16 protein-coding genes are annotated in these 13,922 nt (G+C 61.8%); 6 read left to right on the top strand and 10 right to left on the bottom strand.

Features of this window, described 5'->3' with window-relative positions; all coding sequences use genetic code 11:
* Positions 1–9 precede the first annotated feature (9 nt).
* Both GTP45_RS07040 and GTP45_RS07035 read left to right on the top strand, forming a co-directional pair.
* Entirely contained in the window at positions 10–489 is a 480-nt protein-coding gene (locus tag GTP45_RS07040) for a GNAT family N-acetyltransferase (protein ID WP_161013153.1), read from the top strand.
* A gap of 75 nt (positions 490–564) precedes the next feature.
* A complete protein-coding gene (locus GTP45_RS07035) occupies positions 565–873 on the top strand; it encodes a hypothetical protein (RefSeq protein ID WP_161013152.1) in 309 nt (102 codons plus the stop codon).
* A 3-nt stretch (positions 874–876) separates the two neighbouring features.
* Here the strand turns inward: GTP45_RS07035 and GTP45_RS07030 are convergent, their stop codons facing one another.
* Both GTP45_RS07030 and GTP45_RS07025 read right to left on the bottom strand, forming a co-directional pair.
* On the bottom strand, positions 877–2,547 hold the full coding sequence (locus GTP45_RS07030; RefSeq protein ID WP_161013151.1) for an FAD-binding oxidoreductase: 1,671 nt from the start codon (positions 2,545–2,547) through the stop codon (positions 877–879).
* A 3-nt stretch (positions 2,548–2,550) separates the two neighbouring features.
* Positions 2,551–3,174: a glutathione S-transferase family protein gene (locus GTP45_RS07025; protein ID WP_161013150.1), complete on the bottom strand. Its 624-nt coding sequence runs from the start codon at positions 3,172–3,174 to the stop codon at positions 2,551–2,553.
* Positions 3,175–3,286: 112 nt separating this feature from the next.
* On the opposite strand from GTP45_RS07025, the gene GTP45_RS07020 reads away from it, so the two are divergent.
* Positions 3,287–4,192, top strand: coding sequence for a LysR family transcriptional regulator (locus GTP45_RS07020; RefSeq protein ID WP_161013149.1), 906 nt, complete (start codon positions 3,287–3,289; stop codon positions 4,190–4,192).
* On the opposite strand, the gene GTP45_RS07015 is transcribed toward GTP45_RS07020, so the two are convergent.
* Positions 4,189–5,091: a DMT family transporter gene (locus GTP45_RS07015; protein WP_161013148.1), complete on the bottom strand. Its 903-nt coding sequence runs from the start codon at positions 5,089–5,091 to the stop codon at positions 4,189–4,191. The genes GTP45_RS07020 and GTP45_RS07015 overlap by 4 nt on opposite strands.
* A gap of 137 nt (positions 5,092–5,228) precedes the next feature.
* Here GTP45_RS07015 and GTP45_RS07010 point away from each other — a divergent pair, with 137 nt between their 5' ends.
* Genes GTP45_RS07010 through panC form a run of 3 tightly spaced genes read left to right on the top strand, consistent with a single transcriptional unit; the run spans position 5,229 to position 7,229 of the window.
* Complete coding sequence (locus GTP45_RS07010) at positions 5,229–5,438, top strand: DUF3460 family protein (RefSeq protein ID WP_161013147.1); 210 nt, start codon at positions 5,229–5,231, stop codon at positions 5,436–5,438.
* A gap of 21 nt (positions 5,439–5,459) precedes the next feature.
* Entirely contained in the window at positions 5,460–6,362 is a 903-nt protein-coding gene (locus GTP45_RS07005) for a segregation and condensation protein A (protein ID WP_161013146.1), read from the top strand.
* A 27-nt stretch (positions 6,363–6,389) separates the two neighbouring features.
* Positions 6,390–7,229 carry a pantoate--beta-alanine ligase gene (gene panC / locus GTP45_RS07000; protein ID WP_161013145.1) on the top strand — a complete coding sequence of 280 codons (840 nt, stop codon included), beginning with the start codon at positions 6,390–6,392 and terminating at the stop codon, positions 7,227–7,229.
* Here panC and GTP45_RS06995 read toward each other — a convergent pair.
* The 7 genes from GTP45_RS06995 to GTP45_RS06965 all read right to left on the bottom strand — a co-directional run bounded on the left by GTP45_RS06995 (position 7,226) and on the right by GTP45_RS06965 (position 13,830).
* Positions 7,226–7,609: a hypothetical protein gene (locus tag GTP45_RS06995; RefSeq protein WP_161013144.1), complete on the bottom strand. Its 384-nt coding sequence runs from the start codon at positions 7,607–7,609 to the stop codon at positions 7,226–7,228. The genes panC and GTP45_RS06995 overlap by 4 nt on opposite strands.
* Before the next feature lie 66 nt (positions 7,610–7,675).
* On the bottom strand, positions 7,676–8,887 hold the full coding sequence (locus tag GTP45_RS06990) for an EAL and HDOD domain-containing protein (protein ID WP_161013143.1): 1,212 nt from the start codon (positions 8,885–8,887) through the stop codon (positions 7,676–7,678).
* Between the two features lie 51 nt (positions 8,888–8,938).
* Positions 8,939–9,328 carry a chemotaxis response regulator CheY gene (cheY, locus tag GTP45_RS06985; protein ID WP_028104141.1) on the bottom strand — a complete coding sequence of 130 codons (390 nt, stop codon included), beginning with the start codon at positions 9,326–9,328 and terminating at the stop codon, positions 8,939–8,941.
* Between the two features lie 123 nt (positions 9,329–9,451).
* Complete coding sequence (locus GTP45_RS06980) at positions 9,452–10,528, bottom strand: protein-glutamate methylesterase/protein-glutamine glutaminase (protein WP_161013142.1); 1,077 nt, start codon at positions 10,526–10,528, stop codon at positions 9,452–9,454.
* Between the two features lie 23 nt (positions 10,529–10,551).
* Positions 10,552–11,151, bottom strand: a complete 600-nt coding sequence (gene cheD, locus GTP45_RS06975; protein WP_161013141.1) for a chemoreceptor glutamine deamidase CheD — start codon at positions 11,149–11,151, stop codon at positions 10,552–10,554.
* A 9-nt stretch (positions 11,152–11,160) separates the two neighbouring features.
* Positions 11,161–12,024 carry a CheR family methyltransferase gene (locus GTP45_RS06970; protein ID WP_161013140.1) on the bottom strand — a complete coding sequence of 288 codons (864 nt, stop codon included), beginning with the start codon at positions 12,022–12,024 and terminating at the stop codon, positions 11,161–11,163.
* Positions 12,025–12,114: 90 nt separating this feature from the next.
* Positions 12,115–13,830, bottom strand: a complete 1,716-nt coding sequence (locus GTP45_RS06965) for a methyl-accepting chemotaxis protein (RefSeq protein ID WP_161013139.1) — start codon at positions 13,828–13,830, stop codon at positions 12,115–12,117.
* Between the last annotated feature and the right edge of the window lie 92 nt (positions 13,831–13,922).

Below are 13,922 nucleotides of genomic sequence, written 5' to 3'. Positions count from 1 at the left end.
AACGCAGGCATGAACCTTGTAGTGCGAGAAGCGACACAGGATGATGCCAAGCTAATCGCCGGTCTCACGCGCGCTGCGTGGGCCGGCAAGGTCAGCGTTACTTCCAGCGGCCACCGCGAAACCGCCGTCCTCGTTGCAGAACATCTGCGCGATGGCGGCGGTTTTGTTTTGGAGCTCGATGATAAGCCCATCGGCTCGGTGCGCTGGCTGCCGCTGGACTCCGAACAGGACGTGTGGGAAGTGTGCCGCATGGGCGTGCTGCCTGAGTACCGGGGCAGCAACCTCTCGCAGCACTTGCTGGAAGCCGTGATCCACCACGGCTTGGCGTCCGGCGTGGAAGAAGTCCGCCTCGCCGTGCGCGCCGACCAGCCCAAGCTGATCGACTTCTACACCGCCTACGAGTTCGAACTGGCGGAAGAACTTGAATACTCCCACGCCAATCCCCTGGAACCCGCCCCGCTGGTAATGCGACGCTCGCTACGGCACTGACAAGCGCACGAGAGCTTGTCCTACGCCATCGCACGCAACTGCGTGAAACAATGGCTGATTCCAACGGAGGCCATCATGAAAAACATCTGGATGACTTTGGCGCTAGCCTGCTCCCTGAGCGCTACGGCCACTGCCCAACAAACAACTCCCCAATCATCATCCAAGACCAGCGAGAGCAAGGCCGCCAAGGCCAAGAGCCCTGCCAAAAACGATTGCAGCGGCATGCAGGGCGGTGTTGACGCCAGCGGCGGCGAATCCGTGGAAGTGCAGGCCAAGGCCAGCAAAACCACAGCCGCCAACAGCGCCAATTGCGGCAAGCATAATGGCAAGGCCGCCACGCCGGAAGCGGCACCCACCACGCCACATCCAGACGTCAAACGTTAGGTCTTACCGTGCCAGACTGGATGGGCCGAACGATTCCAGCCGGATGCGCTGGTCGGGAACGTGCAGCTCACGCAGTGCTTGGTACATGGACTGCATGAAGCTGGATGGGCCGCACAGGTAGTAGTCGTAGTCGTCCTTCGGCAGTTCGCGCAGCAGGTTAATGTCGATGCGTTTGCGCTGTACATGCACCAGCAGGTTTTCATGGCCTGCGGCCATGGTTTGCAGGTGCACGGCAAACGGATGCGCCACTTCGCGCGCGCCGTGGATGAAGTAGATCGGATGGCGGTGGCGCGTACGGCTACCGTTCACCAGCACGCTGTTCAGCATGGCGACCATAGGCGTGATGCCGATGCCCGCCGACAGCATCACTACCGGCCGTCCAGTTCCCTCTTCAAACGTAAAGTCGCCTGCCGGCCCTATCAACTCGATCTGGGCGCCCGGCGCCAGGTGTGCGTGCATCCAGGATGACACCACGCCTGCGCGCTTGACGCTGATGCGGTAATGGCGGCCGTTGGCGGCGTCAGAAATGGTGTAGCTGCGCTCCTGCAAAGCTGCACCACCCTCAGCCCACTCCGGCACGCGCACGGAAATATATTGGCCCGGCTGGTGTGGAGCCACGCCCAAGCCATCGGCTGGCTCGAGGTAGAACGAGCGCACGTCGGCACTCTCCTCCACCACATTCACGACATTGAACGAGCGCCAGCTGGTCGCCAGCTCGGCGGCTGACTGCGCGTTGTCTGCCTCGCTCCAGCTACCGGTGCGGGCCACTTGCATGGCAGGCTTGGCATCGGTCCAGCGGAACGGCAGCGCGGCGACGTTGCGCACCACCTCACGCACGTGGAAGCGCAGCAGGCGCTCGGCGCCGGCAAAGGCTTCCAGTTGCGGACCGTCCCAAATGATTTCAGCATCCACGGCGATGTGCAGCATGTCGCCACGCTCGAAGTCGATGAACAGCAGGCCAGCGCGCGGATATTCGTTCACATTGCCCAGCGTATTGAAGAAGAAGTTGCCGACGAATTCAGGTGAAGTCAGCGTACGGTCATCGTCGATCCGCACGAAGCCCGGACGGCCGCCGCGATGCGACACATCGACGCCGCGGCCACGGCCCGCTTCCTCGTTCATATTGGCGGTGGCGATGAAGAACGTGTCGGCACGCGAGATCAGCTCACGGTCAGCCGCCGTCAGCGCCACACCGCGCAGCACTTGCACTTTGCGGCCATCATTCGGCGCAGCGCTGTGCTGGCGATGCTGGATGTACTGCGGGCAGTTGCCAAAGCTTTGCGTCACCGCGACGTGCAGCGTGCCGTCGTCGGCAGCGACAATCTCGCCGTTGACGCGATTGCGGCGGCGCGTGGTCGGCTCCAGTCCGAGGCCACCGACGTGATCGCCGACGTGTAATTGCCCTTCCAGCGGATCGCCGGCCAGCATGCCGCCATCGATGCTCAGCGTGCGCTCATCCGGCGAGCTGATGAAGCCCGCGTCGGCCGCCAGCATGGTCGCCCATGGCTGGCCCGCTGCATCCAGCGCGCCGAGGAAGAAGAACGGCAGCTGGCCATAAAACTGGCGGTGCTGCTCTGGCATGAATTCACGGATGAAGGCTGCGGCGCCGGCCATGTGTTCGGCCACGCCAACGCGCTGCTGAATCGCCAATTCACCGGCATGGAAGGGCGTCATGATTTATACCTCCTCAGGAGCGAGACCGGCTTTGCTGGCCGGCATAGGGACAAAGCCCGGCAGCGCGCGGACGTTGTCCAGCCAGGCGCGGATGTTTGGATATGGTTTCAGCGAGACGCCGCCTTCCGGTGCATGGGCGATGTAGCTGAAGCCGGCAATGTCAGCAATGCTTGGGTGCTCGCCCACCAGCCAGCGGCGGCCTTGCAGTTCGCGCTCCATCACGTCAAACAGGCGCACGGCGATGTCCTTGGCTGCCTCGTGGTCGCGTGGCATGCCGAAGACCGTCACCAGGCGGGCAGTGGCTGGGCCGAAAGCCACTTTGCCGGCGGCGATCGACAGCCAGCGCTGCACGTGGGCGGCGGCGACCGGATCGCGCGGCAGCCAGCGGCCGCTGTCGTCGTACTTGGAGGCCAGGTAGACCAGGATCGCGTTGGAGTCGGCCAGCGTCACATCGCCGTCTTGCAGCACGGGGATTTCACCGAAGGCGTTCATGCTCAGGAACGGCTCTTTTTTGTGTTCGCCGCTGGCCAGGTTGACCGACACGTACTCGTACGGCAGGTTCAGCAGGTTCAGGAACAATTGCGCGCGGTGGGTGTGGCCGGAAAGTGGAACGCCGTACAGTTTCATGATGAAGACTCCTTGCTGGTTGAGTGAATGAAGCAAGTATAGGCAGCCATCATCGTGCTGATAAGCCGGACAAAAGAGGAATCACAGTCCACTTAAAGTGTACAATTGAGCGATGATTGATCTCAATACCATCAACCTGAACCGCCTGACCACCTTTGTTGCCGTGGTGGAGGCCGGTTCGCTCACGGCCGCCGCCGAAAGGCTGGGGCTGGCCAAGTCCATGGTAAGCAAGCACATGCAATTGCTGGAGCAGGAAATCGGCGTTGGCCTGCTGGTGCGCTCGACCCGCAAGCTCAGTCTCACCGAGGCCGGGCGCACCTTTTACGAGGCCAGCCGTCAACTGCTGCAAGCGGCCGAGCAAGCCATCGAGCAGGCGCGCAGCGGGCGCGACATGCCGCAAGGCACGCTGCGGGTGGCGGCGCCGATTGATTACGGGCTGATCGTGGTGGCGCCGGTGCTGTCGCAACTGCGCGCCCGCTACCCGGCGTTGAAGATTGACCTGACTTGCGGCGACCACATTATCGACCTGATCGCCGAGGGCATCGACGTGACGGTACGGCTGGGCAAGCTGGCCGATTCCGGCCTCATGGCGGCCCGTGTGGACACGCTGAGCCGATGGCTGGTCGCCAGCCCGGACTTCCTCGCCCGCCATGGCACCCCGGCCACGCCGGAGGACTTGCCGCAGCTGCCTTACATCTCCCTCTCCGTGCTGCCGCAACCGGCGCAATTCACGCTGAGCGATAGCAGCGGCAATTCGACCGATGTGCGCATGCAGAACACCGTATTTTCCACCAACACCGCCTACGCCACCCGCGCCGCCGCGCTGGCTGGAGACGGCGTGCTGCGCGCCACCACGTTCTCGGTCAAGGAAGATGTGGCGGCGGGACGGCTGGTGCGCGTGCTACCGGACTGGACACAGCCGGAGAGCGATATCCACGCGGTCTACCCCGCCAGCTCGCACCTGCCGCAAAAAGTACGCGTGTTTATCGATGCGCTCAAGGCGGCAACCGGCGGCTAGCCCCGGCGGGAGGAAACCACGATGCCGCCAACGATCAACGCAAACGCCACGGCGTGATAGCCGTGCGGCGCCTCGCCGAGGAACGCCGACGACAGCAGCGCAGTGAACAGCGGCGTCAAGTTGACGAAAAAGGCGCCGACCGACGGCCCCGCCTCGCGCACGCCAGCGCCCCAGCAGCCGAAGGCGACAATCGCCGGGCCGGTGGCGACGTACAGCAAGGCCGCCGCCAGCGTCCAGCTCCAATGCACCGGGATAGCACCCAGCGCCTGTTCGCCCAGCGCAAACGCGCCCGACCACACCGCGCCGAACGCCACTTGCGCCAGCAGGAAGCTGGCCCAGTTGGCGCGGATCGCAGCTGGCTCCTTGGCGCGCAATAACAGCCAGCTGTACAGCGACCACGCAATCGTGGCAAGGATCATGAACAAGTCGCCCGCCACCAGCCGCAACTCCAGCACGTGGCGCCATTCTCCGCGCGCCAGCACCAGCAGCACACCGGCTATCGACAGCACCGCGCCCGCCACCTGCTTGCGGCTGACCGGCACGCCGAAGAACAGCCAGCCGGTCAGCATCATCCACACCGGCATGCCGGACGCCACCAGCGTGACGTTGATCGGCGTCGAGCTTTGCAGCGCCATGTATTGCAGCGCGTTGTACATGCCAATGCCGAGCAGTCCGAGCAAGGCGTAGGTCTTCCAGTACGGCCACAAACCGGCCTCGCGCCGGAATACCGGCCCGGCCAGCGCCAGCAAGATGAAGAAGGCGATTCCCCAGCGCAGAAAATTCAGCAGCACCGGCGGCAGCATATCGTGCACCAGGCGGCCAACGATGGCGTTACCGGCCCACAGCAGCGGCGGCAGAGTCAGCAGGAAAACGGTTTTTGGCGTGAGGCGCGCAGTCATGGGAAGCTCATTTTTATGAAACCTGCAACATTATCGGCTAGAGCATACCCGATCCCGCCATTGGCGAGCGATAGAAATAGCGCGGGAGCGCCGGGGCGCGGTAAAATAGCCGTTGCTGATCCACCCACTTAGATAATATGAAACTTTCTAAACAACATTCGATGTACGAATCCGAGCACACCCTGTTCATCAAGGCGTTGAAGGAAAAGAATCCTGGCATTGAAGCTGGCCAGCAACAAGGCCGCGCGCTGCTGTGGGATCGTCCACCGATTTCGCTGGATGAGCAACAGCGTCAGCTGGAATCGGCTGTGAAGCAACAAGCTTACGTCTACCAGAACAAGGTCTAAGCACCACGCGGGGCGGCAAGGATGTTGCCAGACGATACGGCTGACCTGGAGCCGCCAGTACCGGAAGCCGATGCCGGCGTTCCGGTTGGCGAGGTTGCGGCCAATGATGCCGCAGTCGCCGAGGCGGCCGCGCTCACGGAGGAAGTCTCCGCCCTCGCCCGCCTGTACGGCGAGCCCCTGCTCAAGCTGCCGACCGACCTGTACATCCCGCCCGACGCGCTGGAAATCTTCCTCGACGCGTTTGAAGGCCCGCTGGACTTGCTGCTCTACCTGATCCGCAAGCAAAACTTCAACATCCTCGACATCCCGATGGCGCAGCTGACGCTGCAATACCTGAAGTACGTCGACCAGATCCGCCTGTCCAATCTCGAGCTGGCAGCGGAGTACTTGTTGATGGCCGCGATGCTGATCGAGATTAAATCGCGCATGCTGCTGCCGCAGCGCCAGGCCGATCTGGACGTCGAAGCGGACGACCCGCGCGCCGAGCTGGTGCGCCGCTTGCTGGAATACGAGCAAATCAAGCTGGCCGCCTACGACCTGAACGCGATCCCGCAGGTGGACCGCGATTTCGTCCGCACGCAAATCTTCATCGAGCAAAGCCTGATCCCGACCTGGCCGGACGTGGCCGCCGTCGATTTGCAGCAAGCCTGGCTGGACGTGATGAAGCGCGCCAAGCTGACCCAGCATCACAAGATCAGCCGCGAGGAGCTGTCGGTGCGCGAGCACATGACCGGCATCCTGCGCCGCCTGCAATCGAGCCGCTTCGTCGAGTTTGCCGATTTGTTCGATATCGCCGGCGGTGTGCCGGTGGTCGTGGTGAACTTTGTGGCGCTGCTGGAGCTGGCCAAGGAAACCCTGATTGAAATTACCCAGGCCGAGCCATTCGCACCGATTTACGTGCGGCTCGCCTACTCGCCGGCGTGAGCCGGCAACCAGAATGAGTACACCACCATGAAAATCATCACCTCCATTGAAGAACTGCGCGACCAACTGAGCGGCCAACTGCGCACGGCGTTTGTCCCGACCATGGGCAATCTGCACGAGGGCCACCTGTCGCTGATGCGCCTGGCGCGCAAGCACGGCGACCCGGTGGTGGCGTCGATCTTCGTCAACCGCCTGCAGTTCGGCCCGAACGAGGACTTCGACAAGTACCCGCGCACCTTCCAGGCGGACGTGGAGAAGCTGGAGAAGGAAGGCGTGTACGTGCTGTTCGCGCCAACCGAGAAAGACCTGTACCCAGAGCCGCAGGAATACCGCGTGCAGCCGCCGGACGGCCTCGGCAACACGCTGGAGGGCGAGTTCCGCCCGGGCTTCTTCAATGGCGTGTGCACGGTGGTGACCAAGCTGTTCTCATGCGTGCAGCCGCGCGTGGCGGTGTTCGGCAAGAAGGATTACCAGCAGCTGATGATCATCCGTAACATGACGCGCCAGTTCGCCATGCCGACCGAGATTATCGCGGCTGAAACGTGGCGCGCCGATGACGGCTTGGCACTGTCGTCGCGCAATATGTATTTGTCGGAGACGGAGCGTGCTGAAGCGCCGGCGCTGTACCAGACCTTGAACTTCGTCGCCAACGAAATGCGCTCGGGCCACCTGGACGTGTTCCAGCTGGAGCACAAGGCGATGGACGACCTGGCCAAGCGCGGCTGGAAACCGGACTACATCTCGATCCGCAAGCGTAACGACCTGCAACCGCCAAACGCCGGCGACCTGGCCCAAGGCGCACCGCTGGTGGTGCTGGCCGCAGCCAAGCTCGGCTCGACCCGCCTGATCGACAATCTGGAAATCTAAGGCTTACCCGCAGGCGGCGCGGCCGGCAACACGGTCGTGCCCTGCGGCGTTAGCTGGATGATGACGGCCGGAGTGCTGATGGACGCCGCAGCGGGCAGCACTGCGGAAGGTTGATGCGACAGCAGGTTCACCATCAAGCTGGCCATCCCGAGGAATGTCGCAATAAACATCGTGATCATCGCAACCAGCAGGCCTGCTAGCCACTTGATAATCTCTGCCTTTGCGGCCTCGACTACGCTATCGATCTTAAGGTCTAACGCTTTTAGCGTCGCGTTGATCCCTTCGTGCTGCATGCGCACACCTTCAAAACGCTCACCTGTCGTCGAGCGCAAGTCATTAACCTTGCCATCGATGTACTCTCTGTCGGAATTGGTGTTCATAGTGCAGCCACTATGCGCCGCGCAATCCGGTGCGTCAACGATCACACGTTCAGTGTTTGATGTAGATCAGGCGGCGACGTTTTGGGCCCAGGACAGGGCCGAGAGGTGGGCTTTGTTGACGTCCAGCGGGCTCAACTTTAGCGTTGCGGCCAGCGAGGCCACCAGGTCGGAATTCAGTTCGCAGGCTTCGGCCAAGGCCAGGTAAGGCCCGTATTTGCCGCTGCGCGTCAGCAGTGCGGCGACCACGTCTTCGGATAGCTGGATGTTGGCCAGTACTTCCTGCATCGGGATGCCCAGCAGCCGATCCAGCAGCGAGAACATACCCGCCACGAAGATATTCTCCGCCTCGCTCTTGCCCAAGGCAGCCTGCCCCAGCAACTCGGCCAGACGGCCACGCACCACCGCCGTCTCCAGCAGCACCGGCGAGTAGCCTGAGGTGCTGGCCGTCGCCAACAGCAAGGTCAGCCAGCGGTACAGCGGCGTGTAGCCCAGCAAGGTCAAGGCCTGGCGCAAGGACTGCACCTCCCTGCCCGCGCCAAAGCCCGCCGAATTGATAAACCGCAGCAGCTTGTACGACAGCGTTGCATCGCGCTTGAGCACCGCCTCCAGCTGGGCAATGTCGGCATTCTGCCGCACCATCTGCATCAGTTGCATGATGATGGTCTGGGCCGGATTCAGGCCCTTGTTGTCGGTCGAGGGACGCGGGGTCAGGTGCAACTTGCCGACAAAGGCGTTCAAGCCCAGCGCCGCGCAAGCGTCAAAGTCAGCCCAATTGCTGACCGGGCGCGCAATCATGCCCACGGTAGACTGTTTCAGCGCCGCATAGGTACGCGCCTGCGAGCCCACGTCGGCGCCCGAGAAGCGCATTTCCACGTACGAGGCCATGGTCGGCAAGCGGGTGCCGATGCGAGTCAGATCCGCCTCGCGTAGCAATACGCCCACGCCGCCGGCGCGCAAGCCTTGCACGGCTGCCATAGTATCGGGATGGGCTAATTCTGCCGCCTTGATCGAGAGTACGGTGCGCTCTGGCGGTAATTCGTGCAATGCGTCGGTCGATAACATCGCCGGCACTGCTTCTAGGAAAAGGATTTTGTCACGAAGCAGCCAACCGTCATCCTCATCCAGGACTTGGCTGGCTACAAATCCAACCAGCGACTCCAGCGCATCAAGCGTTGAAGAGCCGCCTGCCGTGGCTTGTTGCCACGTCAGCTCGTACCCCACCACCCGCTGTTTGGGATCCAGCAGGGGCTCACGGACGAGGAAGTTGGTTTGGTGCATGGCGCTATCGCGTGAAGCAGGCCCGCAACCCCGCTTTATTGCTCAACGATATCAAGCCCCGAGTTTCTCGAAGATCTTGTTCAGTTTTTCGTCCAGCGTGGCCGCGGTGAATGGTTTCACCACGTAGCCGTTGGCGCCGGCTTGCGCCGCCGCGATGATGTTTTCCTTTTTGGCTTCGGCAGTCACCATCAACACTGGCAGCTTGGCCAGCGCTGGATCGGCACGGATGTTTTGCAACATGGTCAGGCCGTCCATATTCGGCATGTTCCAGTCGGACACGACGAAGTCGAACTGCTCTGCACGCAGTTTAGCCAGCGCCATCACGCCGTCTTCTGCCTCGTCGACATTGGCATAACCCAGTTCTTTTAACAGATTTCGGACGATGCGACGCATCGTCGAAAAATCGTCAACAACTAAAAATTTCATCTTTGGATCAGCCATGAATTGCTCCGTTGATTCTCTACGCGGTTGTTAATAGTGCCTACAATTGGCAACAAGTTGTAGGATAGCATTTTCGTTGCTTGAAGGCGAACAAAGTAGCAGTAAAACGTCACAGTTGTAGATTTAAACACGCAGAGCACGCATACCGTGCTGCGCGAGGTAACCTAGTACCATGCCAGGCAGTGCTTGCAATGCCCCAACTTCGTGCGCCGCACCGACTGCGATCGCCTCACGCGGCATGCCAAATACCACGCAGCTCGCCTCGTCCTGCGCAAAATTATACGCCCCGGCGTTCTTCATCTCCAACATGCCGGCCGCGCCGTCCTTGCCCATGCCGGTCAGGATAACCCCAACCGCGTTTTTACCCGCGCACTGCGCGGCGGAGCGGAACAGCACGTCGACCGACGGCCGGTGGCGGTTGACCGGCTCGGCCTGGTCGATGCGGGTCATGTAGTTGGCGCCGCTACGGGTCAGGTACAAGTGCGAGTGGCCGGGCGCGATGTAAGCGTGGCCCGGCAGCACGCGCTCATTGCCCTGCGCTTCCTGCACCGAGATCTTGCACAGCGAGTCCAGGCGCTTGGCAAACGAGCGGGTAAAGCCTTCCGGCATGTGCTGGGTGATCAGGATGCCCGGGCAGTCGGACGGCATCTGCATCAGGAATTCGCGGATCGCCTCGGTGCCGCCGGTGGAGGCGCCGATAATGATCAGCTTTTCCGACGACAGCAGCGGGTTGCGCAAGGCCGACAGCGGCGTCGCGCCATGCCCCTCGGCGCCCGGCTGCGGCAGGCGGCGCGCCTGCACGCGGGCCTTGGAGGCGGCGCGGATCTTGTCGGTGATCAGGTCGGTGTACTCGCGCATACCGGCCTGGATCGAAATCTTCGGCTTGGTGACGAAATCGACAGCGCCCAGCTCCAGCGCGCGCATGGTGATCTCGGAGCCGCGCTCGGTCAGCGAGGACACCATCACCACCGGCATCGGCCGCAGGCGCATCAGTTTTTCGAGGAAGTCGAGGCCGTCCATTTTCGGCATCTCGACATCCAGGGTCAGCACGTCGGGATTGGTTTGCTTGATCAGTTCGCGCGCCACCAGCGGATCGGGGGCCACGCCGACCACTTCCATGTCAGGCTGGGAATTGATGATCTCGGTCATTACACTGCGGATCAGTGCGGAGTCGTCGCACACTAGAACTTTGGTCTTCATCACAGTACTACCTTCTTAAGCATTTAGAACAGGTCAATCTCACCGCCGACAGGCGCCACTTTGAGGCGGCTGGCGTATTCGATTTCGCGTTTGACCAGGGTATCGTTATGGCTTTGCATCAGCTTCTTGACCAGCACCTTGCCGGTGCGCGGGAAGAAGTAGACCTTGCGCGGATAAATATCGTTCAAGTCTTCCGCCACCACGCGGATTTTCTCCACCTTGAGGAAGTTCAGCACGAAAGCCGCGTTGCGCTCGCCGACGTTGATGGCGGTGAAGCCCTTCAGCACCGCGCCGCCGCCAAACACCTTGGCTTCCATGTTCTCGCGCTTGGCGCCGGCCTTGAGCAAGTCATTGATCAGGATCTCCATGGCGTAAGTACCGTAGCGCGCCGAAGCCGACACCGGGCTGCCGGTATCGCCGCCGCCATCCGGCAGCATGAAGTGGTTCATGCCGCCCAGGCCGGTGGTGCGGTCGCGGATGCAGGCCGACACGCAGGAACCCAGCACGGTCACGATCAGCATGTCCTTGTTGGTGTGATAGTACTCGCCCGGCAAAATCTTGGCGGCCTGGCAGTCGAACGTCCTATCGTAATAAACGTTCGTGGCAAATTGTTCGAGGTCCATGTTTTATTCTCATGTGCGTTGCGGTGCTTTGCGGGCCGCAGCGTTGTCGTCCAGTTCGTAGACGGTTTTGCCGCGCAGTTTCAACGACTCCGAGACATACAGGAAATTCTCCGAGTGCCCTGCAAACAGCAGTGCATCCGGTTTCATCAGCGGCACGAAGCGCGACAGAATCTTGCGCTGGGTCGCCTTATCAAAGTAAATCATCACGTTGCGGCAGAAGATCACGTCGAACTGGCCGCTGATCGGCCAGCTGTCGGCCAGCAAATTCAGCTGCTTGAAGGTGATCATATTACGCAACTCCGGCCGCACGCGGGCCTGGCCTTCGCGGTCGCCCTTGCCTTTCAGGAAAAAGCGGCGCTGGCGTTCGGGCGCCATCTTGTCCAGCCTGTCCATGGTGTAGACGCCTTGCGCGCCGTGCGCCAGCACATTGGTGTCGATGTCGGTGGCGATGATCTGGCAGTTGGGCGTCAGCGTATTGAACGCTTCGCACACGGTCATGGCGATCGAGTACGGCTCCTCGCCGGTGGAGGCGGCGGAACACCAGATGGTCAGCGGCTCGCGCTTGTTCTTGATGTGCTCGGCCAGCAGCGGGAAGTGGTGGGCCTCGCGGAAGAACGAGGTCAGGTTGGTGGTCAGGGCGTTGGTGAACGATTCCCACTCTTCGCCGAGGCGGCCGGCTTCGAGGTCGTCCAGGTATTTGGCGAAGGAGCCAATGCCGGTGGCGCGCAGGCGCCGCGCCAGTCGGCTGTAGACCATCTCTTGCTTGCTGTCGGCCAGCGAGATGCCGGCGCGCTTGTAGATCAAGCCGCGAACGCGCTCGAAATCCTTGGCGTTAAAGTCAAATTCCTTGACTGTGTCTTTAGATGGCGGCATAGCTTAAATCCTTTATGGCCACGTCACATCGGCGCAGGCCGGTGTCCATACACACTCAGCATGGACACCGGCTTTCGCCGGTGCGACGGGTTAAAACTCTTCCCACTCATCGCCACCCGATGCGGCGGGGGCTGGGGCTTTCTTTGGTGCGGCTACTGGCTTCGGACGCGGCGCGGCAATGGCTGGCGCCGGCGCCGGTGCTGGTGCAGCTGCCACCGGAGCGCGACGTGGCGCCGGTGCTGCGCGACGCATGCCTTCGTCGTGCGACAGCTTGAAGATGCTGACCGCTTGCGACAGCAGCTCGGCCTGCTCTTGCATGCTCTCGGCGGCGGCGGCGGCTTGTTCCACCAGCGCGGCATTTTGCTGCGTCATTTCATCCATCTGCGAGATGGCCTGGTTGACTTCCTCAATGCCGTTGCTCTGCTCTTGCGTTGCCGCCGTGATCTCGCCCATGATGTCGGCCACCTGGCGGATCGAGGTCACGATCAGATCCATGGTCTGGCCGGCTTCGTCCACCAGCTTGCTGCCGGCATCGACTTTCTCCACCGAATCGCTGATCAGCTCTTTAATTTCTTTTGCCGCACCAGCCGAACGCTGCGCCAGGTTGCGCACCTCGGACGCCACCACCGCAAAGCCGCGGCCTTGCTCACCGGCGCGCGCCGCTTCCACCGCCGCATTCAGCGCCAGGATATTGGTCTGGAAGGCGATGCCGTCAATGACCGAAATAATGTCGGCAATCTTGCGCGACGATTCGGTGATCGAGCCCATGGTTTGCACCACTTGCGACACCACCGTACCGCCCTTCTCCGCCACCGACGACGCGCTCACTGCCAACTGGTTGGCCTGGCGCGCATTGTCCGCATTCTGCTTCACGGTCGAAGTCAGTTCTTCCATCGACGACGCGGTTTCTTCCAGCGAGCTGGCCTGCGACTCGGTACGCGCCGACAGGTCGGCATTGCCGGAAGCGATTTCCTGCGAGGCAGTCGAGATCAGCTCGGTGCCGTTGCGCACGTCGCCCACGGTCTTGGCCAGGCTTTCCGCCATGTCTTTCAGCGCCTGCAGCAGCTCGCTGGTTTCATCCTTGCCTTCCACCTGCACGTGGCAAGTCAGTTCGCCGGCAGCCACTTTCTGCGCCACTCCCACCGCGCCCGACAGCGGCATGGTAATCGAACGGGTAATCACGGTCGCGCATACCACGCCCAGCGCCACGGCCACGCCGCCCAGCACGAACAGCACCACCATCAGGCTGCGGTCGGCGGTAACCGAACCGGCCATCACTTCCTTGGCGTTGGCCTGCTGCATATCGACCAGCTTGTTAATCAGTACCAGCGTCTGGTTATTGAGCGGGTCGATGCGGCCGGAAATCACCTTGGCGCCGCCCTCGCTGTTAAACGCCAGGATCTGGCCGATAGCTTCTTTAAACGCGGCGTCGGTGTCGGCTTCCAGCGCGGCCAGGTCGGCCAGCACTTTCTTCTCGGCCTCGTTCACGCCCTGCGCCTTCAATTCGTTCAAGGCCTTGTCGTAGCGGGTGCGCTGGTCTTTGACCTTTTGCTCTTCCTTCTGCATCAGGCTGACGTCCGATTGCAGGCCGATATTGCGCATGGCAATGCCGGTTTCCAGCATCGCGCTCTTCATGGTACCGGCTTGCAGATTCTTGGTCGTAGCCGTTTCCAACCCCTGCGTCAGCTTGCTCTTATTGCTGTAGTTCAGGTAGTTGGTCATTAAAACAATGGCGACCAAGATCAGCAAAATAATGCCGAAACCGATGCGCAGCCGTGCGCCGATTTTGAAGTCGCGTAAATTCATTGTGAATCTCCCCTCTTGTCTATGCTGTGTCGTGATATGGCGGCGCGGCCTTCTTTTTGGGACGCGTCCGTAGTCATGCGAGGCCGGCGCAG

It is taken from the genome of Duganella rivi (assembly GCF_009857435.1).
Classification (GTDB): Bacteria; Pseudomonadota; Gammaproteobacteria; order Burkholderiales; family Burkholderiaceae_D; genus Rugamonas; species Rugamonas rivi.
This window is presented reverse-complemented; position numbering and strand designations above follow the sequence as displayed.

Bases quoted from the DNA above. Each gene is read 5' to 3' on its own strand.
- GTP45_RS07040 (WP_161013153.1), top strand. From the start codon at position 10: ATGAACCTTGTAGTGCGAGAAGCGACACAGGATGATGCCAAGCTAATC.
- GTP45_RS07035 (WP_161013152.1), top strand. From the start codon at position 565: ATGAAAAACATCTGGATGACTTTGGCGCTAGCCTGCTCCCTGAGCGCT.
- GTP45_RS07030 (WP_161013151.1), bottom strand. From the start codon at position 2,547: ATGACGCCCTTCCATGCCGGTGAATTGGCGATTCAGCAGCGCGTTGGC.
- GTP45_RS07025 (WP_161013150.1), bottom strand. From the start codon at position 3,174: ATGAAACTGTACGGCGTTCCACTTTCCGGCCACACCCACCGCGCGCAA.
- GTP45_RS07020 (WP_161013149.1), top strand. From the start codon at position 3,287: ATGATTGATCTCAATACCATCAACCTGAACCGCCTGACCACCTTTGTT.
- GTP45_RS07015 (WP_161013148.1), bottom strand. From the start codon at position 5,091: ATGACTGCGCGCCTCACGCCAAAAACCGTTTTCCTGCTGACTCTGCCG.
- GTP45_RS07010 (WP_161013147.1), top strand. From the start codon at position 5,229: ATGAAACTTTCTAAACAACATTCGATGTACGAATCCGAGCACACCCTG.
- GTP45_RS07005 (WP_161013146.1), top strand. From the start codon at position 5,460: ATGTTGCCAGACGATACGGCTGACCTGGAGCCGCCAGTACCGGAAGCC.
- panC (WP_161013145.1), top strand. From the start codon at position 6,390: ATGAAAATCATCACCTCCATTGAAGAACTGCGCGACCAACTGAGCGGC.
- GTP45_RS06995 (WP_161013144.1), bottom strand. From the start codon at position 7,609: ATGAACACCAATTCCGACAGAGAGTACATCGATGGCAAGGTTAATGAC.
- GTP45_RS06990 (WP_161013143.1), bottom strand. From the start codon at position 8,887: ATGCACCAAACCAACTTCCTCGTCCGTGAGCCCCTGCTGGATCCCAAA.
- cheY (WP_028104141.1), bottom strand. From the start codon at position 9,328: ATGGCTGATCCAAAGATGAAATTTTTAGTTGTTGACGATTTTTCGACG.
- GTP45_RS06980 (WP_161013142.1), bottom strand. From the start codon at position 10,528: ATGAAGACCAAAGTTCTAGTGTGCGACGACTCCGCACTGATCCGCAGT.
- cheD (WP_161013141.1), bottom strand. From the start codon at position 11,151: ATGGACCTCGAACAATTTGCCACGAACGTTTATTACGATAGGACGTTC.
- GTP45_RS06970 (WP_161013140.1), bottom strand. From the start codon at position 12,024: ATGCCGCCATCTAAAGACACAGTCAAGGAATTTGACTTTAACGCCAAG.
- GTP45_RS06965 (WP_161013139.1), bottom strand. From the start codon at position 13,830: ATGAATTTACGCGACTTCAAAATCGGCGCACGGCTGCGCATCGGTTTC.